The sequence below is a fragment of the Mesorhizobium onobrychidis genome, assembly GCF_024707545.1.
GTDB lineage: Bacteria > Pseudomonadota > Alphaproteobacteria > Rhizobiales > Rhizobiaceae > Mesorhizobium > Mesorhizobium onobrychidis.
Genome location: NZ_CP062229.1, coordinates 78401 through 104617, shown reverse-complemented (window position 1 = coordinate 104617; position 26217 = coordinate 78401). Strand labels below are relative to the sequence as shown.

Below are 26217 nucleotides of genomic sequence, written 5' to 3'. Positions count from 1 at the left end.
TCCCCTCCCCTCAAGGGGGAGGGGAGCCGCCCACCTTCTCGCCAAAACTCGAAAAAAACTGCCCGGCCAGTTTCTTCGACGTCGATTCGATCAGCCGGCTGCCGAGCTGGGCGATCTTGCCGCCGACATCGGCCTTGGCCGCATATCTGAGGATCGTCGCCTCCGGCCCGTCGGCGGTTAGCGTCACATCGGCGCCGCCTTTCGCAAAGCCGGCGATGCCACCCTTGCCCTCGCCCTGGATGGTGTAGGAATGCGGCGGGTTGAGATTCTTGAGCATAACCTCGCCGTTGAACGTCGCCTTGATCGGGCCGATCTTGACCACCACGGTCGCTGCCATCTCGGTGTCCGACTTCTTTTCGAGGCTCTGGCAGCCGGGAATGGTCTGCCTTAGAACGTCCGGGTCGTTCAGCGCTTCCCAGACCTTTTGCAGGGATGCGGCGATGCGTTCCTCGCCTTCGATCACCAAAGCCATCAAAATCTCCCGGATACAAACTGACACACCCCGATCCGGTCTAGCGTGGGGGTAGACGCATGTCTATCGCACCAAAGTCCGGAATCGGATGGCGCGTGCCTCTTGCCTGCTCTCGCGCGTTGTCATATCGATTTGTCATACAAATACGGAGACCATGATGGCCGGCGCCCCCACGCAAAAAAAGAAATTTCGCTCGCAGGAGTGGTTCGACAATCCGGACAATCCGGGAATGACGGCGCTTTACCTTGAGCGCTACCTGAATTACGGGCTGACGCGTGCCGAACTGATGTCGGGCAAGCCGCTGATCGGCATCGCCCAGACCGGCTCGGATCTGTCGCCCTGCAACCGCCATCATCTCGAACTGGCCAAGCGCGTGCGCGAGGGCATCGTCTCGATGGGCGGCATCCCTTTCGAGTTCCCGTGCCATCCGATCCAGGAGACGGGCAAACGTCCTACCGCGGCGCTCGACCGCAACCTTGCCTATCTCGGCCTGGTCGAGGTGCTCTATGGCTACCCGCTCGACGGCGTCGTGCTCACCATCGGCTGCGACAAGACGACGCCGGCCCTGCTGATGGCCGCCGCCACCGTCAACATTCCGGCTATCGCGCTGTCGGTCGGCCCGATGCTCAACGGCTGGCACAAGGGCAAGCGCACCGGCTCCGGCACCATCGTCTGGGAATCGCGCCAGCGCCTGTCGGCGGGCGAAATCGGCTATGACGAGTTCATGGACATCGTCGCCTCCTCGGCGCCGTCCACCGGCTATTGCAACACCATGGGCACCGCCACCACCATGAATTCCTTGGCCGAGGCGCTCGGCATGCAGCTGCCGGGCTCGGCCGCGATCCCCGCTCCCTATCGCGAGCGTGGCCAGATCGCCTATGAGACGGGAAAACGCATCGTCGACATGGTTCATGAGGATCTGAAGCCCTCCGACATCATGACCCGCCAGGCCTTCGAGAACGCCATCGTCGTCAATTCGGCCATCGGCGGCTCGACCAACGCGCCGATCCATCTCAATGCCATCGCCCGCCATCTCGGCGTGCCGCTCGACAATGACGACTGGCAGAAGGTCGGCCTCAAGATACCGCTTATCGTCAACCTACAGCCGTCTGGCGAATATCTCGGCGAGGATTATCATCATGCCGGTGGCGTGCCGGCGGTGGTGGCCGAACTGATGAGGGCCGGGCTGTTGCCCCATCCCGACGCCATGACCGTCAACGGCAAGACGATGGGCGACAATTGCAGTGGGGCCGTCAACGAGAATCTCGACGTCATCCGCACCGTCGCCGAGCCGCTGAAAGCCAATGCCGGCTTCATCAATCTTAGGGGTAATCTGTTCGATTCAGCGATCATGAAGACCAGCGGCATCTCGCCCGAATTCCGCGAACGCTATCTGTCGAACCCGAACGACCCCGAGGCCTTCGAAGGCAACGCCATGGTCTTCGACGGGCCTGAAGACTACCATGCCCGCATCGACGATCCGGCGCAAGGCATCGACGAGCACACGATCCTGTTCATGCGCGGCGCCGGTCCGATCGGTTATCCGGGCGGCGCCGAAGTCGTCAACATGCAGCCGCCGGCCCATCTCATCAAGAAGGGCATTCATGCGCTGGCCTGCATCGGCGACGGCCGCCAGTCGGGCACGTCGGGCTCGCCGTCGATCCTCAACGCCTCGCCCGAAGCCGCCATAGGCGGCGGGCTGGCGCTGTTGAAGACCGGTGACCGCGTCCGCATCGACCTGCGCAAGGGCACCGCCGACATTCTCGTCACCGACGACGAGATCACGCGCCGGCGCGCCGAGCTGCAGAACAGTGGCGGCTATCACTACCCCAAGCACCAGACGCCATGGCAGGAGATCCAGCGCGGCATGGTTGACCAGTTTTCCGAAGGAATGGTGCTGAAACCGGCGGTGAAATACCAGGATGTGGCGCACACCAGGGGCGTGCCGCGGGACAATCACTGAACGCCTCTTCTTTCCTTCTCCCCTTGTGGGAGAAGGTGGATTGGCGCGCAGCGCCGAGACGGAAGAGGGGTGTTGGACGGAGTGCGGTCGGTGCCAAGCTGGAACACCCCTCATCCGACCGAGCGGAGCCTGTCCTCGGGCTTGCCGGAGGCAAGACCCGTGGGCTCGGCCACCTTCTCCCACGAAGGGGAGAAGGAAAGAGCCGCGTCCAAGCAGCGCCTATAGATATCCGGTGATATCAGGCGCCTGATCCTGCCTGTCGCGCTTGCCGTCCTCGTAGACGATCGGTGCTGCGCCGAGTTCCTCTTCGGTGACGTCGTCGAGGCAGGCGACGTTCACCGCCCAGAAATTCCCGCCCATGAAGTCGAGATAGCCGCGCGAGAGAAAATTCGCGCCGCAGTTCGGGCACATATAGTGGTTGATGTCGCCTTCCGGCCAGTTCGACGGCGTCGCCTGGTATTCCCGCATCCGGTCGCGGCCGTCCGTCACCCGCACGGCTTCATAGGCTGCGAAGGATTTCCGGTAGCCGAGTTTCCAGCAGAAGCTGCAATTGCATTTGCGGATGCCTTCGGCGAGGTCGATTTCGGCTTCGAAACGCACCGCACCGCAATGGCAGCTGCCGTGATAGGTCTTTTTCATGGTTCCTCCCAGACGTGTTCTGGCTCCGCCAAGCCGGCCGCCGGAGCCAGAGCATCCTTTGCTCCAGGCATGACGCTTGACAAGCGGGCGCGACAAATCCACGATCATGGCAAGGGGTGCATCGCGACGACCCCGTGAGGCGTCAGCCCAACGTTCGCGTCCAAGCTTCTCTCTCAAGGAGGTGGACGCCATGCCGTCGACAACCGCTATCACCGTATCGCAACTTTCCCGTCTGATTGGTCTGCCGGGTGCGCCCGCGATCATCGATGTTCGCATCGAAGAGGACTACAACGCCGATCCGCGCCTGCTGCCGGCCTCAAGCCGGCGTGATTTCAAAACCGTCTCGACCTGGGCATCCGAATTCGCCGGCAGCCGAGTGGCGGTCGTTTGCCAAAGAGGACAAAAGCTCTCGCAAGGTGTGGCCGCATGGCTGCGGCACGAGGGCATCAGTGCCGAATCCCTCGAAGGCGGGTTCGAAGCCTGGCGCGATGCCAAGGGGCTTCTGGTTCACGCCGGCAAGATACCGCCCCGCGATGAAAAAGGCCGCACCGTGTGGGTGACGCGGACCCGCCCGAAGGTCGATCGCATCGCCTGCCCCTGGCTGATCAGGCGCTTCATCGATCCGAGCGCGGTCTTCCTCTTTGTCGAGGCGGCCGAAGTGTCGGCCACTGCGGATCGCTTTCAGGCCGTGCCTTTCGACATCGACAATGTGTTCTGGACTCACCGGGGCGAACGCTGCACCTTCGACACGATGATCGAAGAGTTCGGGCTCGAATCCGAGGCGCTCGACCGCCTCGCCGTGATCGTGCGCGCAGCCGACACCGCAAGCCTCGATCTGGTTCCCCAGGCAGCCGGCTTCCTGGCCGCCTCGCTTGGCCTGTCGCGGATGTTTCGCGACGATCTGGAACAGCTGGAGGCAGGCATGCTGCTCTACGATGCGTTTTTCCGATGGTGCCGCGACGCCACCGAGGAGACGCACAACTGGCCAAGCGCGAGCAAGCCATCATGAGCGCCCCGGAAGCGCCGGCTGCGCCAACCTTCCGCGAAGGCGTAAAGCTCTGGGCGAAAATCGGCCTGCTCAGCTTCGGCGGGCCGGCCGGGCAGATCGCGCTCATGCACAAGGAATTGGTCGAGGAACGGCGTTGGATCGGCGAGCAACGTTTCCTGCATGCGTTGAACTACTGCATGCTGCTGCCGGGCCCCGAAGCCCAGCAACTCGCCATCTATATCGGCTGGCTGCTGCACCGGACGATCGGTGGCCTGGTCGCCGGTATCCTGTTCGTCGCGCCGGGCGCGCTTGTGATGCTCACCTTGAGCATCCTCTATGCGCTGTATGGCGACGCTCCCCTCGTCGAGGCGCTGTTTTTCGGGGTGAAAGCGGCCGTGCTCGCCATCGTGATCGAGGCGATGATCCGGATCGGACGACGTGCCTTGAAGAATCGGGTCATGGTTTCGATCGCGCTCGCCGCCTTCATCGCCATCTACGCATTGAACGTGCCGTTTCCGCTCATCATCCTGCTTGCCGGCGTGACGGGCTGGATTGGAAACCGTGTTGCGCCGGCCCTTTTTTCCGGTGCGGCACACGGCAAAGACGCGGTTCCCGACATCAAGGGCGCGGTCGACCTGATGTTCGAGCGCGGCGAACTGGCCCACACCAGGCCGACGCGATGGCATGCGCCGCGCATCATTGCGATCTGGCTGCCGATCTGGCTCGGCCCCGTGCTTCTGATCTGGGCGTTCACCGGATCCGCCAGTGTGTGGACTGAGATTGGTGGGTTCTTCAGCGTGATGGCGGTCGTCACCTTCGGCGGCGCTTACGCGGTCCTTGCCTATGTCGCGCAGGCAGCGGTCGAGTCCTTCGGCTGGCTCGCACCCGGTGAAATGGTCGATGGCCTCGGGCTTGCTGAAACCACGCCGGGTCCGCTCATTCTCGTCCTGCAGTTCGTCGGCTTTCTTGCCGCGTTCCGCCAATCCGGATCGTTGAGCCCGCTGCTCGCCGGATCGCTTGGCGCGATGCTCACGCTGTGGGCCACGTTCACCCCTTGCTTCTTCTGGATATTCCTCGGCGCGCCCTATATCGAATCCCTTCGCGGCAACAAGGCGCTGTCGGCGGCGCTGACCGCGATCACTGCCGCCGTCGTCGGCGTCATCATGAATCTCGCTCTGTGGTTCGGCTTGCACGTCATCTTCGGCGAAGTGCGCAACATCGGTCTTGGCATGGACGTGCCGGTGTTTTCATCGATCGATTGGGGTGCGGCGCTGCTGTCCTGTGCTGCCATGATCGCCATTCTGAAGCTGAAGATCGGCATGCTGCCGACGCTTGCGGGATCTGCCCTCGCTGGGGTTGTGTTGCTGGCAGCGACCGGATAGCGGCTGCGTGCGGCCGTCGATTCATTGTAGGTCGGGCATTCGGATAGGAAGATCATGGCGCGACGCTCTTCCTTAGGCTTCCTCGGAATGTTCGGTCGCTCAGGCGACCTCAGGCAACTCGACGCCGCGTTACGCGGCGTCGACCTTCATCCCGCCCTTGTGCCGGAGGGAGCAAAGCTCACCATCGTCAATCTGATGAAGGACCACTGGTCTGACGAGCCGCCACCACAAGCCTATCCACCGGTGGCGCAGCTGCTTGGCTATTGTATTGCCGGACCGGAAGCATTCGAGCAATTCAACGGCCTTCAACATAGGCTGAATGCGGAGCGCCGGATCGAGGCGGCACTTGAGGCCGAAGACAGCTTCGATGCGCAAATCATACTGATGACGCTGCATGCCAAGCTGATCAGTGGCGAGGTCGTCGAGCGCTACGGGTTGAGGGCCGACTGACCGTTTTAACGAGAAGCGTTCTCAGCCGCCCATGCCGCTGCGCGGCAGATGGATAAGATTGCCGAAGCGGGCGCGCAACTTGTCGTCGACCAGCTTCGGGACATGGCGCGGGAAGCGCTCGGCGAGGATGCGTTTCTTCTCGATGATCGCCCGCTGCAAGATGTCGGGCCTGCCTTTCTCGTTCCACTCCTTCGGCGAAAAGCGGTCGCCGACCGCCGGATAGAAATATTCCGTCTGCATCAGCCGCAGCGTCTGCTCGTTGCCGAGATAGTGACCCGGCCCCTTCAGGCAGACGTCGGCGATGGTGTCTATCGACAGCGACTCATCGGTAACCTCGATGCCGCGCACGCAGCGCAGGCAATGGCCGAGCATGTCATTGTCGATGATCAGGCTTTCCAGGCAGAAGCCGAGCAGCGAGGCGTGCATGCCGGCCGATTCGTAGACGAGGTTGAGGCCGGCAAGGCCCGCCATCACGTCAGTGATACCCTTTTCGTAACCGGACTGAATATCAGGCAGTTTCGAATCCGTCATGCCGGCGGCCGAACCGCCCGGCAAGTCGTAGAATTGCGCCATCTGGGCGCAGGCAGCGGTCAGCACCGCTTGCTCGGCCGAGCCGCCGGACATGGCGCCGGTCCTGAGGTCCGAGACGAACGGCCAGGTGCCGAAGATCGCCGGATGGCCGGGTTTGATGGCGTTGACATAGACGAGGCCGGCGAGCACCTCGGCCACTGCTTGCACCACCGCACCGGCAATCGCCGCCGGCGCCGTGGCGCCTGCCTGGCCGGCCGACAGCAATAGGATCGGAATGCCGCCTTCGACGCAGGCCTCGAGCACGCCGCAGGCATCCTCGGCGAATTTCATCGGCGGTACGACAAAACAGTTCGAATTGGAGACGAAAGGCCGCGCGCGAAAATTCTCTTCGCCGCCGGCAATCGCATAGAGCATGTCGAGCGCCGGCTTGACGTTCTCGCGTACCGTGAAGGAAGTGCCGACATGCTTCGACGTGCCCATCACGCAGGCGTAAAGCGTGTTGAAATCCATATCGAGCGGATCGGGAATGTCGCGCGGCACCATCGGCCGCTGGAAGAAATGGATGTTGTCGAGCCCTTCGACGATGCGGGCCGCGTCATAGATGTCCTGCAGCAGCGACTCGCGATACTCGCGCTTCTCGACGTCGACCAGATGCACCGCGGCGCCCGCCGTGCCGTAATGCACGCGCTTACCCTGGATCAGCATGTCGTGCTTGGGATCCTGGCCATGCAGGGTGAAGTGGCGTGCGGCCTTCTTGATGGTGCCGAGGACGAGCGCGCGCGGAAAACGGATGCGGCCGTCCTCGCTGAGGGTGGCGCCGGCCTCGGTCAGCACCTCGATGCAGGATGGGATGGCATTGGCGAAGCCGACCGTTTCAAGCAGCGTCAGCACCGCTTCGTGAATGCGCTCGCGGTCGTTTTCGCTGAGCGGCCCGTAGCTTCCGCCTTCGAGGCCGGCGCGCACCGGCTTGATATCGTCGGCAAGTGGCGCCGCCCGCATGGCGCGACGCGCTTCGCGCCCGCCGGAACGCCGCGAACGTTGGTCCGAGGGCGTATCCGGCTTCTCAACAGCCACTGACATGGGAGGTACTCCACCTTTAGCTGCGAAGCGGGCGGCGGTGGTTGGTCCACCATCGGCCCGCTTCGTCCCCGTTAGAGCGCCGCGCGTCCACTTGGACGCGCAAAGGACGCTCTAAGACTTTCTTGCTTGCGCATGATCCTTTCCGGAAACCGAAGACTGGTTTCCGGGGTCATGCGCTATGCTGCGAACTATGCCGTCGGCATTGGCACAGCCTATGAGCCAGACGGTCCCGTCGCATATGCCAGAGCGCTAAAGAACGGTGGCCGGTCTCGGCCCGGACGAGGCATCAAGCCGCCGCCGGTCTGCGCCCGGCCGCCGTCGCCAGTTCTCGGATGCCGGGCTCGATGTGCTGCAGCGCGATCGAGGAGATGCCCAGCCGCATGAAGCGTGACGGCTTTTCGGTGCGGTCGAAGAAGCGGTCGCCGGGCTCGATGATGACGCTGCGCGAGGCGGCGGCCTCGGCTAGCCCGCGCGAATCGATGCCGCGCGGCCCTTCGAGCCAGAGCGACGCGCCGCCGGCGGAATCGGTCGAGCGCCACTCAGGCAGGAAGGCGGAAATCGCATGGATCAGACGCTTGCGCCGTTCGTCGAAGGCGCTCGACAGCCGCCGCACCAGCGCCTCGTGATGGCCAAGCGACAGGAACAGCGCGACCGCGCGCTGGTTGTTGGCCGGCGGATGACGCAGCATGAAGCGGCGCAGCGCCCGAAGCTCGGAGATCAGCCCGGCCGAGGCGACGATGTAGCCGAGCCGCAGACCCGGAGCCAGCGTCTTCGACATCGAGCCGACATAGATGACGCGGCCGGAACGGTCGAGGCTCTTCAGCGCCTGCTGCGGCGCCTCGTCCAGAAGCTGGCTGTCATAGCCGTCCTCGATGATGATCTGGTTGTGGCGATTCGCGCGCGCCAGCAAATCCTGCCGGCGCTCCGCCGACAGCGGCACCATGGTCGGGCAATGGTGGCTGGGCGTCACGAAGACGAAGCCGGAATCATTGGGAATAGAAGCGGTTACGATGCCGGAATGGTCGACCGGGACCGGTGTGACGTCGGCGCCCGCCAGCCGGAAGATCGAGCGTGCGTCGGGATAGCCGGGGTCCTCCATGGCCACCTTGGAGCCCTTGGTCATCAGCAGCGTCGCCAGCATGTAGAGCGCGTTCTGCGCGCCGAGCGTGACGATGATCTCATCGGGATTGGCGAAGATGCCGCGCCGCGGCAACAGTCGCGCCTGGATCTGCTCGATCAAGAGCGGATCGTCGCGGTCGACCATGTCGGACGCCCAGTTGCGGATCTCGAGCACGGCGAGCGCCATGCGATTGCACTCGCGCCACTCGGCGGTCGGGAACAGTGCCGGATCGAACTGGCCATAGACGAAGGGGTAGGACGACTTGATCCAGTTGTCGTGCTTGGCCGGCGGCGGCATGTCGCTGGCCGCGATCTGCCGGCGCGCCTTCCAGTCGATCTCATTGGCTTGGTCGGGCGCCTTCTGATGCGGTTTGGCCGGCGTCGCCAGCACGTCCGGATTGACGAAATGGCCGCGCCGTTCGCGCGCCACCAGGAAACCCTGGTCGACCAGCTGCTGGAAGGCCAGCACCACGGTGCCGCGCGCCACACCGAGTTTCTCGGCCAGAATGCGGCAGGACGGAAGCGGCATCGAGGCGGCGATTTGCCGGTCGAGGATAGCGGCGACGATCGCTTGACGGATCTGCGCCTGCAGGGTCTGGCCGGATTCCGCCGAAATCCGGAACAGGCCGGACCATATGGCCGTGTCGTTTCGCTGTGGCATGGGAATGTTCCTCGATGGCCCGCCCTTTTCACTTGGCTGGACCAGTCGAATGTACCGGTGGCACAAGGCGTTGCGCCAATCAATTTTTCTGATCGCTGGGATTTACGCCAGTGATCCTTCCCCAGCGTGACGCAACGCGTCATCGCCTGCCTGACGCAGTGCGTCATCGCTGCGCATTGAAACCAGTGGATTTCGGCTAGATAGTTTGGACGCGACGACACGCGCCGGAAACATCCGGTCTGTTATGTTGGCATCTCAAGGCTCGGAGTGAGGCAGTGGATCAATCGTCCTTTCAAAAACAACTCGACGCCCTGCGCGATCACCGTGCGGCAAAATCGGGCAGCATGCGCGAGGCTTTCGCTGCTGATCCGCAGCGCTTCGAAAAATTCTCCGCCACCGACGGCGACCTGCTGCTCGACTGGTCGAAATGCGCGGTCGATGCGCAGACGATGGATCTGCTGGAGCAACTGGCGGGAGCCGCCGATCTCGAAGGCCGGCGCGCCGCGATGTTCTCGGGCAGGAGGATCAACGTCACCGAAGGCCGCGCCGTGCTGCACACCGCCCTGCGCAACCTGAACGGCAAGGGCATCGTGCTCGACGGCCAGGACGTGAAGGCGGAGGTTGTCGCCGTCCTCGATGCGATGGGCGCCTTCGCTGATGCGGTGCGCTCCGGCAAGGCCGCCGGCGCCACCGGCAAGAAGATCACCGACATCGTCAACATCGGCATCGGCGGGTCCGACCTTGGCCCGGCCATGGCGACGCTGGCGCTGGCGCCCTATCACGACGGGCCGCGCACGCATTACGTGTCCAACATCGACGGCGCCCATATCCACGACACGCTGAAGGGCCTTTCCGCCGAAACCACGCTGTTCATCGTCGCCTCGAAGACCTTCACCACCATCGAGACGATGACCAATGCCGAGACGGCGCGCGAATGGGTGCAGAAGGCGCTGGGCAAGGAAGCGGTCGGCAAGCATTTCGCCGCCGTCTCGACGGCGCTGGACCTGGTGGCCAAATTCGGCATCGCGTCCGATCGCGTCTTCGGCTTCTGGGACTGGGTTGGCGGACGCTATTCGGTGTGGGGCGCGATCGGCCTGCCGGTGATGATCGCCGTCGGCCCGAAGAATTTTCGCGCCTTTCTCGATGGTGCGCACGCGATGGACGAACATTTCCAGACGGCGCCGCTGGCCAGGAACCTGCCGGCGCTGATGGGACTGATCGGCTGGTGGCATCGGGTGATCTGCCAATACCCCGCCCGCGCCGTCATTCCCTATGATCAGCGCCTGTCCAGGCTGCCGGCCTATCTGCAGCAGCTCGACATGGAATCGAACGGGAAGAGCGTAACCCTAGACGGCGGCACTGTGACCACGCCGACCGGCCCGCTGGTCTGGGGCGAGCCCGGCACCAATGGCCAGCACGCCTTCTTCCAGCTGCTCCACCAGGGCACCGATTTCATTCCAGTCGAATTCCTCGCCGCGGCCATCGGCCATGAGCCGGATCTCAAGCATCACCACGATCTGCTGCTCGCCAACTGCCTGGCGCAGTCGGAGGCCTTCATGAAGGGCCGCACGCTGGAGGAAGCGCGCGCGCAGATGCTGGCAAAGGGCATGGCGCCCGCCGAAGTCGACAGGATCGCCCCGCACCGCGTCTTCTCCGGCAACCGGCCCTCAGTGACGATCCTCTACAGACAACTCGATCCGCATACGTTCGGACGGCTGATCGCGCTCTATGAGCACCGCGTCTTCGTCGAAGGCACGCTCTTCAACATCAATTCCTTCGACCAGTGGGGCGTCGAGCTCGGCAAGGAACTGGCGACCGGCCTGCTGCCTGTCGTGGAGGGCAAGGAGAATGCCGCAAAGCGGGACGCTTCGACCGCCGGACTGGTGGGACACATCCACCGATTGCGCGGATCGGAGTAAGCGGCTTGGCCGAGATCAAGGGAATATTGTTCGACAAGGACGGCACGCTTGTCGACTTCAATGCGACATGGCTCGGCGTTGCCGATTTCATGGCGATGGATGCGTCGGAGGGCGACCGCTGGAAGGCCGACAGGCTGCTTGCCGCGGCGGGCTACGATTTCGCCACCAAACGCTTCAAGCCCGATTCCATCTTTGCCTCCGGCACCAACATGGATGTCGTCGAGCTTTGGTTTCCGCGACTGTCCGACGAAGACCAGATGCTTGCCGTCGCTCGCTTCAACGAGATCACGTCGGTGCAGGGCTCGTCGATGGCGGTGGCGCTGCCGGGCATCGTCGAGACGCTTGGCGTTCTTCACAGGAAATCCTACCGGCTCGGCGTCGCCACCAACGATTCGACCACTGGCGCGGAAAAGACATTGCTGACGCTGGGTGTCGCGCAGCTGTTCGACGCCGCCTATGGTTACGACGCGGTGGCCAATCCGAAACCGGCGCCCGATACGATCCTCGCCTTCTCGGACCTGACCGGGCTGAGGCCGGCCGCGATCGCCATGGTCGGCGACAATCGCCACGATCTGGAGATGGCGCGGGCCGGCGGCTGCGGTCTGGCGATCGGCGTGCTCTCCGGCACCGGCACGCGGGAATCGCTGTCGCAGATCGCCGACGTCATTCTGGATTCGGTTGCCGACCTGCCCGACTTTCTTTCGGCAAGAGTCAAGGAGATGACCTGAACTCTCAGGGCTGCTCCCGCTCGAACGAGAAGACGCCGCTCAGCTTCGTTGCCGCATCTTTTGCCTCGCCGACATCCGGCACCTGGTATTCGGCCAGCAGGCGAAGCCGCGAGCGGGGCAGGTAGGCCCGGCCCGGATCGCCGATCAGCACATTGATGCCGGCGGCCAGGCAGCGATCGAGGAAGGGGATGACCCGGTCGGCGAGATCTTGCCTGTAAAACAAGTCGCCGGCCACCACGACATCCACCGGCGGCGGCGGAGCAGCGGTGATGTCCTCGCCGACCACCGTGATCGTAACACCGTTTGCCGCCGCATTGAGAGCGAGCGCGGCGACGCCGTTACGGTCGATCTCGGACGCGATCACTTGGCTGGCTCCGGCCTTTGCCGCGGCGATGCCGACGAGGCCCGACCCGGCGCCGAGGTCGAGCACGCGAAGCCCGGCCACGGTCTCCGGCCGATCGAGAATGTAGCGGGCAAGCACCGCGCCGCCGGCCCAGGCATAGGCCCAGTAAGGTGGCTGCGGCTCGGGTCCGTACTCGTCGGCTTCGGTTCCTTCTTCTTCCGGCTCGGCTGCTTGTCCTTCTTGATGCGTGAGCCGCCACAAACCGCTCGCTGGATGGGCTGCATAAAGCCGGATTTCGGGAAGCTCGGGAACAGGGGCGATACGCATGTTCGCCTTGATGAATGTCAGCGGATCGGGACGGGAAAGCGCGTCCGCCGCGTCGTCGGCAGTAAGGCAATCGCGCAAAATTATCCCTATCCCCGTAACGCCCGCCGCAGGATCTTGCCCACCGGCGTCTTCGGCAGTTCGGTCCGAAACTCGATGTATTTTGGCCGCTTGTAGCCGGTCAGGTTCTCGCGGCAATAGACGGTCAGCACCTCAGCGGTCAGCAACGGGTCCTTCTTGACGACGAACAGCTTCGGTACTTCGCCTGAATGCTCGTCCGGCACGCCGATCGCCGCCACTTCGAGCACGCCCGGATGCAGGGCCACCACTTCCTCGAGTTCGTTCGGATAGACGTTGAAGCCGGACACAAGGATCATGTCCTTCTTGCGGTCGACGATCTTGGTGTAGCCGCGTTCGTCCATGAAGCCCATGTCGCCCGACTTGAAGAAACCATCCTTGGTCATCACCTTGGCAGTCTCGTCCGGCCGGTTCCAGTAACCGGCCATCACCTGCGGTCCGCGGATGCAGATCTCGCCGACTTCGCCGGGCGCCAAATCATTGCCGTCGTCGTCGCGGATGGCGATCTCGGTCGAGGGCAGCGGCAGGCCGATCGTCCCGGTGAAGTTGCCATTGCTGAATGTGTTGGCGGTGGCCACCGGCGAGGTTTCCGAAAGCCCGTAGCCCTCGGTGACTGGGCAGCCGGTCAACGCCTTCCAGCGTTCGGCGACACCCCTCTGCACCGCCATGCCGCCACCCAGCGTCAGGATCAGCGGCTTGAAGTCGAGCTTGCGGAAATCCTCATTGTTGAGCAGCGCGTTGAACAGCGTGTTGAGGCCTGGAAAGATGTGGATCGGGCTTTTGCCGAGTTGCTTGACGAAGCCGGGAATGTCGCGCGGATTGGGAATGAGTATGTTCTGGCCACCCAGTTGCATGCCCATCAGTGCGTTCACCGTCAGGGCGAAGATATGATAGAGCGGCAGCGCGCAGATGAAGTTGAGATGCGCCGGCTTCGGCTTGACCGTGAAGGCGTCCTCGATCCACAGCGCGTTCTGCGCGACGTTGGCCAGCACGTTGCTGTGCAGCAGTACCGCGCCCTTCGAGATGCCGGTGGTGCCGCCGGTATATTGCAGGAAGGCGACATCGTCGGCAGCGACCTTCACCGGCTTGAAATTCATGCCGGTGCCTGCTTTCAACGCGGCGTTGAACTTGACATGGCCCGGCAGCGACCAGGCCGGCACCATCTTCTTCACGCGGCGCACGACGAGATTGACGATCGTCCCCTTTAGGCCGCCAAGCATGTCGCCCATCGTCGCGACCACGACATGCTTGACTGCCGTTTTGGCGATCACCGCCTGCAAGGTGTTGGCGAAATTCTCGAGAATGACGATGGCTTGCGCACCGGAATCCCTGAGCTGATGTTCCAGCTCGCGCGGCGTGTAGAGCGGGTTGACGTTGACCACGACATAGCCGGCGCGCAGCACTGCCATCATCGCCACCGGATATTGAAGCACGTTCGGCATCATCAGCGCCACGCGCGCGCCTTTCTGCAGTCCCATCGATTGCAGATAGGCGCCGAAGGCGGCCGATTGCCGCTCGACTTCCGCATAGGTGATGGTCTTGCCCATGCAGGTGAAGGCAGGCCGGCTGGCATACTGCTTGCAGGCGTCGGCGAGCAGATCGCCGATGGAGCCGAAGGGCAGAGCGCCGATCTCGGCAGGAACGACCTTCGGGTAGCTCTTGAGCCAAGGCTTTTCCAGCGATCCGGCGCCAACCGCTTTCGGCAATCTCCTGGCCGGGCCCGGCTTCGACGCCGATGAAGCCGTTGTCGGGGCCGCTTTCGGCTTGGCAACGGCGTTGGCCGTCGGCGCCTTTGGCTTGTCGGAGCTGGCCGGTTTTGCGGCAGTTTTGGCCTTCGCTTTCGCTGGGGCCGTTGTCCTTGGTGTTTTTGCCACCTGTCCCTCCCTCGGTTGTTCTTATTGTCTCTGCTTGCCCGCCGCGTTGCCTCCGAATGCCAGAGACGTCCTCCGCTGCTGCCGGGCACCCAGGAAAACCAGCATGCCAACTATGTATTGCGACTATCGGCAGCCGTGCAAGTCTGCCCCTGCGGCAAGACGGGAAGAAAATCTTCCGCGCCAACGACCAGCCGAAGGTCGCAGTTCCTCACCAACGCCGGGTTGAAGATCAATAAAAAAATGCAGTCGTTAACAATACCGTGATAGGCAGTAATTGACATTTCCTTCTCCTTTTTGGCGAGTGCGCAGAAATAAATTCTGGTTCCCATGGGGTAGGCAAACGGGGTGTTCCAAAGCCGGAAAAACGGTGCTTATATGCGCGCTTCGCGAGCCTGATAGAGGGGCTTGGAAGAACATCAGGGAGTACTCCATGAAAAAGAAACTGACTTTTGCGGCCGCGTTGCTGGCCGCAAGCGTCCTCGGCGGCATGGCCAATGCGAAACAGCTGGTCTACTGCTCGGAGGCGTCGCCGGCCGGCTTCGACCCATCGCCGTGGAGCGGTGGCAACGACTTCGACGCGTCGTCGCGCACCATCTATTCGCGCCTGGTCGAGTTCGAACACGGCAAGACCACCATCACGCCTGGCCTCGCCGAGAGCTGGACGGTTTCCGACGACGGTCTCGAATACACGTTCAAGCTTCGGCCGGGTGTGAAGTTCCAGACCACGGACTACTTCACGCCGACGCGCGATCTCAACGCCGACGACGTGATCTTCTCCTTCGAACGCCAGTGGAAGAAGGAAAACCCGTGGTTCGACTATCTGGCAGGCACCGGCTGGGAATATTTTGCCGGCATGGGCTTCCCGGATCTTCTCAAGGAAATCGTCAAGGTCGACGACCTGACGGTGAAATTCGTGCTGAACAAGCCTGAAGTCGCTTTCCTGCCGGACCTCGGCATGGATTTCGCTTCGATCGTCTCCAAGGAATATGCCGATCAGCTCGACAAGGCCGGCACCAGGCAGCAATTCACCCAGAAGCCGATCGGCACCGGTCCGTTCCAGTTCGTCGACTACCAGGTCGATGCGGTCATCCGCTATGCGGCATGGGACGGCTACTATGGCGGCCGCCAGAAGATCGACGATCTGATCTTCGCCATCACGACCGATCCGGCCGTGCGCGCGCAGAAGCTGAAGGCAGGCGAGTGCGATATCATGTCGTACCCGGCGCCGGCCGACATCGCCGGCCTGCAGGCTGACCCAAACCTCAAGGTCGACGAGCAGGAAGGCCTGAACATCGGCTACATGGCCTACAACACGACGCAGGCGCCCTTCGATAAGGTCGAGGTCCGCAAGGCCCTCAACATGGCCGTCAACAAGCAGGCCATTCTCGATGCGGTCTATCAGGGCGCTGGCCAGGCGGCCATAAACCCGATCCCACCGACGATGTGGTCCTACAACAAGGACATCAAGGACGATCCGTACGATCCGGACGCGGCCAAAAAGATGCTGGCCGACGCCGGCGTCACGGACCTGTCGATGAAGATCTGGGCAATGCCGGTCAGCCGCCCGTACAATCCGAACGCCAAAAGGGTCGCGGAACTGATCCAGGCCGACTATGCCAAGATCGGCGTGAAGGCCGAGATCGTCAGCTACGAATGGACCGAGTACCGCGAACGCGGCAAGCAGAAGGATCGTGACGGCGCCTTCCAGCTCGGCTGGACCGGCGACAATGGCGATCCGGACAACTTCCTGTTCCTGCTTGGCTGCGATGCCATCGGCCAGTCCAACTATGCGATCTGGTGCAACCAGGAGTTCGAAGCTCTGCTGCAGAAGGGCAAGGCGACCACCGACGTCGCCGAGCGCACCAAGATCTACGAGGAAGCTCAGGTCGTGTTCAAGCGTGAGGCCCCGTGGCTGACCATCGCCCATTCCAAGGTCTTCATGCCGATGAACAAGAAGGTTTCGGGCTTCGTCATGGATCCGCTCGGCATTCATCGGTTTGACGGCGTCGACGTCACCGAATAACTCCTGAGAAATTGGACGGCGGCGCTGGACTTCCGGCGCCGCCGTTCTATGAAGTAAGATGCTCCGCTATCTCCTCCACAAGCTCGCCTTGATCATCCCGACCGTGTTCGGCATATCGCTGGCGGCGTTCGCTTTCGTCCGGCTTCTGCCGGGCGACCCGATCATGGCCCTGGCCGGCGAGCGCGGCGTCAGCCCCGAACGCTACGCCGAACTTGTCGAGCGGTTTGGCTACAACCGGCCTTATGTCGTCCAGTATCTCGAGTATATCGGCAGGGTCCTGACCGGCGACTTCGGCATATCGATCGCTACCAAGCGGCCTGTGCTCGGTGAATTCCAGGCGCTGTTTCCGGCCACGCTGGAACTGGCAACGATCGCGCTGATCATCGCCGTACTCATCGGCATTCCCGCCGGCATCTTCGCCGCGGTCAAGCGTGGATCATGGTTTGACCAGGCGACGATGGGTGTGGCGCTGACCGGCTATTCGATGCCGATCTTCTGGTGGGGGCTGCTGCTCATCATCTTCTTCTCCGGCTATCTCGGCTGGACGCCGGTTTCCGGCCGCATCGGCCTTCAGTATTTCTTCAAGCCGACGACGGGGTTCATGCTGATCGACAGCCTGATCTCCGGCAAGAGCGGCGCTTTCAGGTCCGCCGCCAGTCATCTGGTCCTGCCCGCGATCGTGCTGGCGACGATTCCGCTTGCCGTCATAGCGCGCCAGACGCGGTCGGCGATGCTGGAGGTGCTGGGCGAGGACTACGTCCGCACCGCCCGCGCCAAGGGCCTGGCGCCGCGCCGTGTCATCGGGCTTCACGCTTTTCGCAATGCGCTGATCCCCGTCGTTACCACCATCGGCCTCCAGGTCGGCACGCTGATGGCGGGCGCCATCCTGACCGAAACGATCTTTTCCTGGCCCGGTATCGGCAAGTGGATGATCGACGCGATCGCCAAGCGCGACTATGTTGTCGTCCAGAGCGGCTTGCTGATCATCGCGCTGATCGTCATGGCGGTGAACCTGATCGTCGACGTGCTCTACGCCGTCATCAACCCACGTATCCGGGTGCAGTGAGATGACCGACCAAACCACGGCAGAAGCCACCGCCGCCGCCATTCCGACTGGCGGCCGGCAACGCGCCTTCACCGAGTTCTGGCATTACTACTCGATGAACACAGGCGCCGTCATCGGCCTGGTCGTGTTCACGGCCCTGGTGCTGGTGGCGATTTTCGCGCCGCTGGTCGCGCCGCATTCGCCTGACGAACAGTTTCGCGATGCGCTGCTGACGCCCCCGGCCTGGCAGGAGGGCGGCAGGTCGATGTTCCTGCTCGGCACCGACGCCGTTGGCCGCGACATGCTTTCGCGGCTGATTTTCGGGGCGCGGTTCTCGCTGTTCATCGGTCTGGTCGTCGTCGTTTTCTCGCTGACCAGCGGCATCATCCTCGGCGTGCTCGCCGGCTATTTCCGAGGCTGGGTCGATACGCTGATCATGCGCATCATGGACGTCATCCTGGCCTTCCCGTCGCTGCTCCTTGCCTTGGTTCTGGTGGCGATCCTCGGACCCGGCCTGTTCAACGCCATGCTAGCGATTGCACTGGTGCTGCAGCCGCATTTCGCGCGGCTCACCCGTGCCGCGGTGATGGCCGAAAAGAACCGCGAATATGTGATCTCCGCCAAGGTGGCCGGTGCCAGTCATCTTAGGCTGATGGTGAAGACGATCTTGCCAAACTGCATGGCACCGCTGATCGTGCAGGCGACGCTGTCCTTCTCCAACGCCATTCTCGAGGCCGCGGCTCTCGGCTTCCTTGGCGTCGGTGCGCAGCCGCCGACGCCGGAATGGGGCACGATGCTGGCCACGGCACGCGAGTTCATCCTGCGCGCGCCATGGGTGGTGACCTTCCCCGGCCTTGCCATCCTGATCACGGTGCTTGCCATCAACCTGATCGGCGATGGCCTGCGCGATGCCTTCGACCCCAAGCTGAAGAGGTCGTGACCATGCCTCTTCTCGAGATCAAGAACCTCACCGTGTCCTTCGATACCGCCGCCGGACCGTTCATGGCCGTGCAAGGCATCGACCTGTCGATCGAGCCGCGCGAGGTGCTGGCGATCGTCGGCGAATCCGGCTCCGGCAAATCGGTGGCGATGCTGGCGGTGATGGGGCTTTTGCCGAACACGGCGACAGTGAAGGCCGACCGCATGGCCTTCGACGGTGTCGACCTGCTTGAGCTCAGTCCGTCCGAGCGCCGCAAGATCGTCGGCAAGGAAATCTCGATGATCTTCCAGGAGCCGATCGCCAGTCTCAATCCATGCTTCACCGCCGGCTTCCAGATCGAGGAGGTGCTGCGCTTCCATATGGGCATGGACCGCGCCCAGCGCCGGGCCCGCGCCATCGAGCTGATGAAGCTGGTCGGCATCGCCGATCCGGAAGAGCGGCTGAACTCGTTCCCGCACCAGATGTCGGGCGGCCAGTGCCAGCGCGTCATGATCGCCATCGCCATTGCCTGCAATCCGAAGCTGCTGATCGCCGACGAGCCGACCACCGCGCTCGACGTCACCATCCAGAAGCAGATCCTTGACCTTTTGGTTGGCCTGCAGGCCAAATACGGCATGGGGCTGATCATGATCACCCACAATATGGGCGTCGTGGCCGAGACCGCCGACCGCGTCATCGTCCAGTACAAGGGCCGCAAGATGGAGGAGGCCGACGTGCTGTCGCTGTTCGAGCAGCCGAAGAGCAACTACACGCGCGCGCTGCTGTCGGCGCTGCCGGAAAACGCCGTCGGCGACCGGCTGCCGACCATTTCCGACATGCTGTTCGAACCGGCCCCCTCTGCTGCGGGAAGCGGGCCTGCAACGGGAGCCGCGTCATGAGTGTGACGGTTCTCGAAGGCAAGAACATCGTGCGCGACTATCATGTCGGTGGCGGCCTGTTTCGTCCCTCGCGCACGGTGCACGCGGTCAAGGGCGTTTCCTTCAGTGTCGACAAGGGCAAGACGCTCGCCATCGTCGGCGAAAGCGGCTGCGGCAAGTCAACGCTCGCCCGCATCATCACCCTGATTGATCCCGCGACAGCAGGCGAGCTCTTCATCGACGGTAACAAGGTCGACATCGCCAAGGATGGGCTGTCGAAGGAGATGCGCCGCAAGGTGCAGATCGTCTTCCAGAACCCATATGGTTCGCTCAATCCGCGCCAGAAGATCGGCGACGTGCTGGGCGAGCCGCTGCTCATCAACACCGACAGGCCGGCCGACGAGCGGCGCGATCTCGCCATGAAGATGCTGAAAAAGGTCGGCCTCGGACCCGAGCATTACAACCGTTACCCGCACATGTTCTCGGGCGGCCAGCGCCAGCGCATCGCCATTGCCCGCGCGCTGATGCTCAATCCGAGCCTTTTGGTGCTCGACGAGCCGGTCTCGGCGCTCGATCTGTCGGTGCAGGCGCAGGTGCTCAACCTGCTTGCCGACCTGCAGGACGAGTTCGAGCTGACCTATGTCTTCATCAGCCACGACCTTTCGGTGGTGCGCTACATCGCCGACGACGTGATGGTCATGTATTACGGCGAGGCCGTCGAATACGGCTCACGCGACGAGGTCTTTGCCGACCCCAAGCACAGCTACACCAAGACACTGTTCGCCGCGACGCCGCGCGCCGACGTCGCCAGCATCAAGGCGAGGCTGGCGAAGAAGAAGGCCGCCTGACGCCGCAACCGCGGCTCCCAGGCCATGCTGAGGTTCAGGGGCCGGCTGATCAAGGGCTACAGCGACACCCACGCCCGCGCCCAGCCGAAGTTAGATCGCGTGCTGTCGGCGCTCGATTTGCTCAAGGACCGCGATGACGCCGCCGACTGGATCCGGCGCCTGCGCGAAGCCGCGTTGAAGGACGAGAAGGGCGACATGCTCGAAGGCGCGCTGAAGACCGTGGCGTCGCTGGGCGATGGCCCGGCTACTCCAGCCGATCGCTGAAAATATTGGTGCCGCTTGCGTGACTCGAACACGCGACGGCATCGCATTCCTGCCGGTCTGATCACCGAAGCTATTGCATTGCGTTGCTGTCGGCGACCCATTTCGGTCGCCGGACTTTCCGCGATACCTACGGAATGCAGTGCTTCTCGACGTCACGCGCCGTGAACTCTGCTGCTCGTCGCCATGCTTCGTCGGTATCTCCCCGGTAAGTCAGGTATCGATCGCAGACAGGTTTGTTGTTGCTCAAATCCAGCACTGCAAACTTCACCCAGCCGACCAGCGTGCTCATCTTGTGCATCTGACCGATCAGGAGATATTTCGCGCTGGCTGTTCTTGCCTGTTTCGAAAGATCGACAAGGCCGGGGTCCTTGATGGTGCACTGTTCTGCCTGACAGGGTAACGCGACGAGCTTGATCTTCTCCGAAAGGCCATCCTGCAACGCTACCCCAAATGCCTTCAGTCGCGCTTCGTGCTCGGCGGTCTGGTCCCTGACTTCGCCTGACGTATCCCTGAACTCGAAATCCGCGACGGCGAGGGTCGTCGTCTCGACGACATCGGCAAAAGCGGCCGGCGCAAGTAGACCAGCGCCCATCAGGATCAAGAAAAACTGTCCACACTCAAAAAGTCGAAATCGAACGTCCGCACTTTGCACCTTGAGCATCTCGTTTCTCCGAGGTTAGGACGATAGCCATCCCAATGGCGGTGCCGATTGTCTCTTCGCGCTGTGGAAGGCGCGGAAGCAGGCGCAGACTATCCGGTTGCGTCGCAACGTCAACTTTCAACCCGTTTACTGGGTGGACTCCACCGTCGCAACAACGAGCTTGCCTTTGGCGCGCGAGATTTCGAGTGCCTGGCCGGGTCCTGCCAACGCGCCCGGGACCGAGATCACCATCGCCTGGCCCTCGGTGAGCGTCGCAACGAAGCGTACCGGCAAACTTTCTTCGCCTGCCGCCATTGTGGTGACCACCCGGTAGCCGTCGTCCGCCTCCGTGTAGTAGACGACGCCGTGAAAGTTGCCGAGATCGACGGTCCCACCCTGACGGGCCGTGAGTTCGCCGGCGGAAGCGGAACTTGCCACGAGGCAAAGCGCTGCAAGAGCTGTGTATCTGAACATGGTGTTTCTCTCCATTTGGAATTGTCGTTCGGGTGGATGGTCGCCTGGCTGCATCCCAAAAATCACGCTGCGAGCTGATCCTCACGGGCAGCCGCGATCATCACACTGGCGAGCAATCCGTAGGCCGCCTCCCAAGCTTCGCGGACGGCCGGCGTAAATGCCGTGCCGAGGCCGGCCGCCAGCGTCTCGATGAGCGCTTGCCCGACGATCGGGTAATGACGCTCCTCAACGCCGTAGGTCACGTGACGCCTGGCGAGCACGCGCACCGTCGGAAGGATGGTGTCGGCTCGGTCCAATCCGTGCACGACGAAGCCCAGGCTCGCCATCAGCTTGGCGCCTTGCTTGGTCATGTCTCTCACCGGAAACAGCGCGCGAAGATCCGCATCGATCGCGAACAGGCGTTCGTAAAACAGCGCGGCGGCGGCCACGCGGATCGCGACGACCTCGTGAAAACTGTCCTGGACAAGTCTGATCTGGTCGGGTGTCATCGGCGACTCTCCTGCGTTCCTGTCTTGGGTGAGGCTCGACAATCCCCCCAAAGCGTTTCGCGCAGATGTCGCCTGCGCGTGGATGTGTTTCAGTTGTGTCTCAATTGGTTTTCATTCGCGCTCAATTGTTTTCAGATTAGTTTTTGCGGAGCCGCATCAACCATGGCCGCTGTATCCGCACCGACGGTTTCGCCGGCGTCGCCACCCTGTGCTTCATCTGCGAATTGCGCCGTCGGCACCGCGGCCCGCTGCGTCATCCGGGGCCGATGACGCCGTCCGGTTGGCGATGGGAGGGCAACTCTACCATGGCCTCTGGCGTCCCTGAGGGATGGTCACATGCGCCGGGCTCGTCTCGTGATAAGTCACAGCTGAAAATCCAGGCGCGCGCGCCGGCTTGGAACCGCATCGGCAGTCGGTCATTATATCGGGGAGCCGGCGGCTCCTCCCTATACCTCCCTTCGGATGGAGAAATCATGCTGCGGATACTCATTGCTTCGTCTTTTCTTCTTGCCTTCGGTGCGCCCTCGCTCGCGCAGGACAGCAGCGTCGAGAGCGAAACAGGCCGCATTGCGGTCGAGACCTTTGCCGAAGGGCTCGAACATCCCTGGGGCGCGACCTACCTGCCCGACGGCGCGTTGCTGGTCACCGAGCGTCCGGGGCGCCTGCGGCTCGTCTCGACCGACGGTGCCGTTTCCGATCCGATCGACGGTGTGCCGGACGTCCTCGCCGGCGGACAAGGCGGCCTGCTGGATGTGGCGCTCGACCCGGACTTTGCCAACAACCGGACGGTTTATCTCTCCTACTCGGAGGAACGCGGCGGCGGCGCGGCCACGTCCGTCGGCCGTGGACGCCTAGACGAGAACGGCAGCGCGCTCTCGAACTTCGATGTGATCTTCCGGCAGGAACCGGCCGTCTCCGGCCGGAACCACTACGGCTCCCGCCTGGTATTCGCGCCGGACGGCAAGCTCTTCGTCACGCTCGGCGAGCGCTTCAAGATGCGGCAGGCGCAGGACCCGAACAATCATCTCGGGACAATCGTCCGCATCAATCCCGATGGTTCGGTGCCTGACGACAATCCTTTCGTCGGCAAGGACGGCGCCGACGAGATTTGGTCCTACGGCCATCGTAATGTGCAAAGTGCTGCGCTCCATCCCGAAACCGGAGTGCTCTGGACGGCGGAGATGGGGCCGCTCGGCGGCGACGAGCTGAACATTCCGGAAGCGGGCAAGAATTACGGCTGGCCCGTGGTCAGCTGGGGCCGCCACTATTCGGGCGAACGCATCCCCGATCCGTCGACGAGGCCGGAGTTTGCCGGCTCCATCCATAGCTGGACGCCCGTCATCTCGCCTTCCGGCATGACCTTCTACAACGGCGACATGTTTGCCGATTGGCGAGGCGACCTGCTGATTGGCGGACTGTCGGCGGAAGGCATCGTTCGTGTCAGGATTGACGGAAAGCAGGTCGCCGGCGAGGAAGTCCTCGCTCTCGGCAGTCGTATCCGAGACGTGGTGCAGGCCCCCGACGGCGCGGTAATGGCGTTGACCGACGAGCCAGCGGGAAGAATATTGCGACTGTCGCCGGCAGCGTCGCAGTGATAGCATGCTGTTCTGCTCTCAACCCCAATGTCAAATGACCAGTTCCCTGGTAGGGAGAACGTACCAACGCTGATCGAATAGCTCTTATCCTTCTACTTTTCTCCAGCCATCATGACCTTGCCCGAAACAAACGATATACCTGTCTGGTGGAAATGCATCTAATCTACGTTCTACACAACCAGAAAGATTGCCTCCCTCAGATTTAGTTTTTATTTTTACATCGTAAGGCAATGTAAATTCAATATTTTTTCTAGTAAAAATAGGCACATCCAAATTTTTACGAAATTCGCAAACTTTATACTTTGAAAGGAATGCCTTTAGCTCGGAAATGCTAAATATGAATTTACCGCCATTACCCTGTATCGCGCCAACTACTTCTTCGCCAGTGCAAGCCGAATCCTGACTGGAGACAGACTGCCCGCTACGTCCGCTGCCACAGGCTTGGATCGAGAGACATACGCCAAAAAGAAGAAGCCATGCATAGAAACCTACTCTCTTTGGCCGCATATGCGTGGAATCCAGTTTCCAGGAAAAATTAGGCGCACAGCGCCCCACTCCGGTGGAGGCCACAATATTACGCTGCAAAACCGACAAAAAAGACATCACCGAAGGATTCTCCTACGTCTGCACCAGAATATCTCGACGCTGCCATTAACGCTGCCAACGGAATCGGCGTCGCGACCTATCAGAATGACAGCGGCGCGGCCCATGCCGTGCTACCGCACCCTAGGACTGGTACCTATTTGCTACCTTTTCCAAAAGACTGGAGCCGTCTCGCTTGGCGATGGTTAGGTAATGTCTTGATCTATCTGAAGGGATTTTTTTGGTGCCGCTTAGGTGACTCGAACACCTGACCCCATCATTACGAATGATGTGCTCTACCAACTGAGCTAAAGCGGCCCGGGAAGCCAGGGCTTCCAAGATGCGCTGGGTGATAGACGCAACCCGCCACAAATTCAAGATGGGACTTGGCATTTCGTGTGGGGCCCGTGCCGGGCCTATAAGCGGCAGCCGCCGGTCCGCCATGCGGTGGCGCGATGACTCGCCGGCAGGTTGCGCGACATCGCGTTGGCGCTGCATCGGGAAATCGGCGAAAAATGTTGATTTCTTTACCGAAAACCGCCGAAATGAGCTTTGGATGCGTCGCGAAGGAAGAATGCGGCCGCTGGCCCGTTGATTGATTGATCGCCTACGGCTAACGATCATGACAATGTGACCGTACGTGCAGAGGGGTCCCGTTTGGACGCGATCGAAAAAGCGATCCGGAATGCCTTCGAGAAAGGCAATGCCGAAGACCGCGCGTTTCGCGAGCGGGTCTATCGATCGGCCTTCGCCGCACTCGACCGTGCCCTGCAGGCCAACCCGGGCGTGACGGTGGAAGTCGCCATCAAGCGCCGCAAGGCGGTGCAGGCCAAGATAACCGAAATCGAATCCGAATTCCTGCCGGCGGTTCCCGGCGTCGGCCCACAGACCGATGATGACGCTGCAGCACCGGCGGTGGAGCAGCCGGCTGACAGCGCCGTCGAAGCCGAAGCCGATGTCGAAGTCGAACCGGATGCCGGAGCCGACGCCGAACCCGCCTCCCCACCTGACGTCGTTGTCGACGGTCCGGTGAAGCCTCCTGCATCCGGCGCGCCCCCTGCTTCCGACGCGCCGCGCTCGCGCGTCTTGCCGGTCGTTCCCGATATCATGCCCGAAGCGGGTTTTCCCGGTGCGCCGGAGATCGACTTGTCGCCCCCCCCATCGACCGGAGACGACGACGCAGAGGTGATGCCCGACCGCGACGACAGGCGGGTGAGGGGCCGCCGCCTGCCTCTCACCGCGATCTTCCTCGGCGTGACGCTGCTCGCAGCTGTCGGCATCGGCCTCTATTTCGCTGCGCAGACCGGCGTCTTCAAGTCGGCGGCCGAACTCGACACGGCCCCGCCGCAAACGGTACCGACGGTGGAAGACGATGATTTCACACCGCCAAGCGACACCGCCTCGCCGCTGGACCCCGGCGATGCGGAGCGCGACTGGATCAATGTGTTTTCACCGAGCGACCCGACGCTTGTCAGTGCACCTTCGGATGCCAAGGCCGAAGTCATGCAGGACGACAGCGGTTCCTTCCTGCGCATCCGGTCGGGCGCCTCCGGTTCGGCGATCAGCTTCGACGTCGGGCAAGGCGTGCTGGAAAAACTCGCCGGCAAGCACGCCACATTCGACATCATCGCCCGCTCCGAGGAGGGCAAGGAGACGCAGATCTCCGTCGACTGCAACTTCGGCGAACTCGGCGACTGCGGCCGCAAGCGCTACGCGGTCGGCCACGAGCGCAACGAATATCTGTTCGACGTGCCGTTTCCCGACAAGCGTCCGGGTGCTGCCGGCACCATCGCCATCAATTCCGACTTTGACAAACAGGGCAAGTCGGTCGACATCTACGAGATCCGCGTCTCGATTGTTCCGTAGAGCATCGGACTCAAAAGCATGCCCACGGGCTTAACCCAACCCGA

The 26217-nt window shown here is 62.5% G+C and carries 24 protein-coding genes, 1 tRNA gene and 1 pseudogene; 14 read left to right on the top strand and 12 right to left on the bottom strand.

Features of this window, described 5'->3' with window-relative positions:
• Positions 1-10: 10 nt before the first annotated feature.
• Positions 11-472, bottom strand: coding sequence for an SRPBCC family protein (locus IHQ72_RS00495; RefSeq protein ID WP_258120664.1), 462 nt, complete (start codon positions 470-472; stop codon positions 11-13).
• A 157-nt stretch (positions 473-629) separates the two neighbouring features.
• Between IHQ72_RS00495 and IHQ72_RS00490 the strand changes: the two genes are divergently transcribed.
• On the top strand, positions 630-2435 hold the full coding sequence (locus IHQ72_RS00490; protein WP_258120663.1) for an IlvD/Edd family dehydratase: 1806 nt from the start codon (positions 630-632) through the stop codon (positions 2433-2435).
• A 219-nt stretch (positions 2436-2654) separates the two neighbouring features.
• On the opposite strand, the gene IHQ72_RS00485 is transcribed toward IHQ72_RS00490, so the two are convergent.
• The gene (locus IHQ72_RS00485) at positions 2655-3074 is read right to left on the bottom strand and encodes a GFA family protein (protein WP_258120662.1); all 420 of its coding nucleotides are present in this window, start codon (positions 3072-3074) and stop codon (positions 2655-2657) included.
• Between the two features lie 190 nt (positions 3075-3264).
• On the opposite strand from IHQ72_RS00485, the gene IHQ72_RS00480 reads away from it, so the two are divergent.
• From IHQ72_RS00480 to IHQ72_RS00470, 3 genes are read left to right on the top strand one after another with little or no spacing between them, the layout of a single operon-like run.
• Positions 3265-4083, top strand: coding sequence for a chromate resistance protein ChrB domain-containing protein (locus IHQ72_RS00480; protein WP_258120661.1), 819 nt, complete (start codon positions 3265-3267; stop codon positions 4081-4083).
• Entirely contained in the window at positions 4080-5444 is a 1365-nt protein-coding gene (chrA, locus tag IHQ72_RS00475) for a chromate efflux transporter (protein ID WP_258120660.1), read from the top strand. The genes IHQ72_RS00480 and chrA overlap by 4 nt, the downstream gene beginning before the upstream one ends.
• Before the next feature lie 51 nt (positions 5445-5495).
• Positions 5496-5894 (top strand): hypothetical protein, encoded by a 399-nt coding sequence (locus IHQ72_RS00470; protein ID WP_258123684.1) that lies wholly within the window; start codon positions 5496-5498, stop codon positions 5892-5894.
• A 21-nt stretch (positions 5895-5915) separates the two neighbouring features.
• Here IHQ72_RS00470 and IHQ72_RS00465 read toward each other — a convergent pair whose 3' ends face one another.
• A complete protein-coding gene (locus IHQ72_RS00465; RefSeq protein WP_258120659.1) occupies positions 5916-7505 on the bottom strand; it encodes a trimethylamine methyltransferase family protein in 1590 nt (529 codons plus the stop codon).
• 286 nt (positions 7506-7791) lie between these two features.
• Positions 7792-9285: a MocR-like pyridoxine biosynthesis transcription factor PdxR gene (pdxR, locus tag IHQ72_RS00460; protein WP_258120658.1), complete on the bottom strand. Its 1494-nt coding sequence runs from the start codon at positions 9283-9285 to the stop codon at positions 7792-7794.
• A 275-nt stretch (positions 9286-9560) separates the two neighbouring features.
• Here pdxR and pgi point away from each other — a divergent pair, with 275 nt between their 5' ends.
• Both pgi and IHQ72_RS00450 read left to right on the top strand, forming a co-directional pair.
• Positions 9561-11204, top strand: a complete 1644-nt coding sequence (gene pgi, locus IHQ72_RS00455; RefSeq protein ID WP_258120657.1) for a glucose-6-phosphate isomerase — start codon at positions 9561-9563, stop codon at positions 11202-11204.
• A 5-nt stretch (positions 11205-11209) separates the two neighbouring features.
• The gene (locus IHQ72_RS00450; RefSeq protein WP_258120656.1) at positions 11210-11932 is read left to right on the top strand and encodes an HAD family hydrolase; all 723 of its coding nucleotides are present in this window, start codon (positions 11210-11212) and stop codon (positions 11930-11932) included.
• 4 nt (positions 11933-11936) lie between these two features.
• On the opposite strand, the gene IHQ72_RS00445 is transcribed toward IHQ72_RS00450, so the two are convergent.
• The 3 genes from IHQ72_RS00445 to IHQ72_RS00435 all read right to left on the bottom strand — a co-directional run bounded on the left by IHQ72_RS00445 (position 11937) and on the right by IHQ72_RS00435 (position 14832).
• Positions 11937-12680: a class I SAM-dependent methyltransferase gene (locus IHQ72_RS00445; RefSeq protein WP_374120322.1), complete on the bottom strand. Its 744-nt coding sequence runs from the start codon at positions 12678-12680 to the stop codon at positions 11937-11939.
• 8 nt (positions 12681-12688) lie between these two features.
• Positions 12689-14551, bottom strand: coding sequence for a long-chain fatty acid--CoA ligase (locus tag IHQ72_RS00440; protein WP_258120655.1), 1863 nt, complete (start codon positions 14549-14551; stop codon positions 12689-12691).
• A 110-nt stretch (positions 14552-14661) separates the two neighbouring features.
• The gene (locus IHQ72_RS00435; RefSeq protein ID WP_167391431.1) at positions 14662-14832 is read right to left on the bottom strand and encodes a hypothetical protein; all 171 of its coding nucleotides are present in this window, start codon (positions 14830-14832) and stop codon (positions 14662-14664) included.
• 149 nt (positions 14833-14981) lie between these two features.
• Here IHQ72_RS00435 and IHQ72_RS00430 point away from each other — a divergent pair, with 149 nt between their 5' ends.
• The 6 genes and pseudogenes from IHQ72_RS00430 to IHQ72_RS00405 all read left to right on the top strand — a co-directional run.
• A complete protein-coding gene (locus IHQ72_RS00430; protein ID WP_258120654.1) occupies positions 14982-16574 on the top strand; it encodes an ABC transporter substrate-binding protein in 1593 nt (530 codons plus the stop codon).
• Between the two features lie 58 nt (positions 16575-16632).
• Entirely contained in the window at positions 16633-17640 is a 1008-nt protein-coding gene (locus IHQ72_RS00425) for an ABC transporter permease subunit (RefSeq protein WP_258120653.1), read from the top strand.
• A gap of 1 nt (position 17641) precedes the next feature.
• Entirely contained in the window at positions 17642-18559 is a 918-nt protein-coding gene (locus IHQ72_RS00420) for an ABC transporter permease subunit (protein WP_258120652.1), read from the top strand.
• A 2-nt stretch (positions 18560-18561) separates the two neighbouring features.
• Positions 18562-19437, top strand: coding sequence for an ABC transporter ATP-binding protein (locus tag IHQ72_RS00415; RefSeq protein WP_258123682.1), 876 nt, complete (start codon positions 18562-18564; stop codon positions 19435-19437).
• Positions 19434-20264, top strand: coding sequence for a dipeptide ABC transporter ATP-binding protein (locus tag IHQ72_RS00410; protein WP_258120651.1), 831 nt, complete (start codon positions 19434-19436; stop codon positions 20262-20264). Before IHQ72_RS00415 ends, IHQ72_RS00410 begins: the two co-directional genes overlap by 4 nt.
• A gap of 42 nt (positions 20265-20306) precedes the next feature.
• Positions 20307-20528 (top strand): annotated as a pseudogene (locus tag IHQ72_RS00405) (indolepyruvate oxidoreductase subunit beta family protein); the annotation flags it as partial.
• Positions 20529-20655: 127 nt separating this feature from the next.
• Here the strand turns inward: IHQ72_RS00405 and IHQ72_RS00400 are convergent.
• The 3 genes from IHQ72_RS00400 to IHQ72_RS00390 all read right to left on the bottom strand — a co-directional run bounded on the left by IHQ72_RS00400 (position 20656) and on the right by IHQ72_RS00390 (position 22130).
• Positions 20656-21189 (bottom strand): DUF2380 domain-containing protein, encoded by a 534-nt coding sequence (locus IHQ72_RS00400; RefSeq protein WP_258120650.1) that lies wholly within the window; start codon positions 21187-21189, stop codon positions 20656-20658.
• 126 nt (positions 21190-21315) lie between these two features.
• Positions 21316-21642: a hypothetical protein gene (locus tag IHQ72_RS00395; RefSeq protein WP_258120649.1), complete on the bottom strand. Its 327-nt coding sequence runs from the start codon at positions 21640-21642 to the stop codon at positions 21316-21318.
• A gap of 62 nt (positions 21643-21704) precedes the next feature.
• Positions 21705-22130, bottom strand: coding sequence for a globin family protein (locus tag IHQ72_RS00390; protein WP_258120648.1), 426 nt, complete (start codon positions 22128-22130; stop codon positions 21705-21707).
• Between the two features lie 473 nt (positions 22131-22603).
• Between IHQ72_RS00390 and IHQ72_RS00385 the strand changes: the two genes are divergently transcribed.
• A complete protein-coding gene (locus tag IHQ72_RS00385; RefSeq protein WP_258120647.1) occupies positions 22604-23725 on the top strand; it encodes a PQQ-dependent sugar dehydrogenase in 1122 nt (373 codons plus the stop codon).
• Between the two features lie 84 nt (positions 23726-23809).
• On the opposite strand, the gene IHQ72_RS00380 is transcribed toward IHQ72_RS00385, so the two are convergent.
• Positions 23810-24331: a hypothetical protein gene (locus tag IHQ72_RS00380; protein WP_258120646.1), complete on the bottom strand. Its 522-nt coding sequence runs from the start codon at positions 24329-24331 to the stop codon at positions 23810-23812.
• 218 nt (positions 24332-24549) lie between these two features.
• Positions 24550-24625: transfer RNA gene (locus tag IHQ72_RS00375), tRNA-Thr, on the bottom strand.
• A 339-nt stretch (positions 24626-24964) separates the two neighbouring features.
• Here IHQ72_RS00375 and IHQ72_RS00370 point away from each other — a divergent pair.
• Entirely contained in the window at positions 24965-26173 is a 1209-nt protein-coding gene (locus IHQ72_RS00370; RefSeq protein WP_258120645.1) for a hypothetical protein, read from the top strand.
• Positions 26174-26217: the final 44 nt, after the last annotated feature.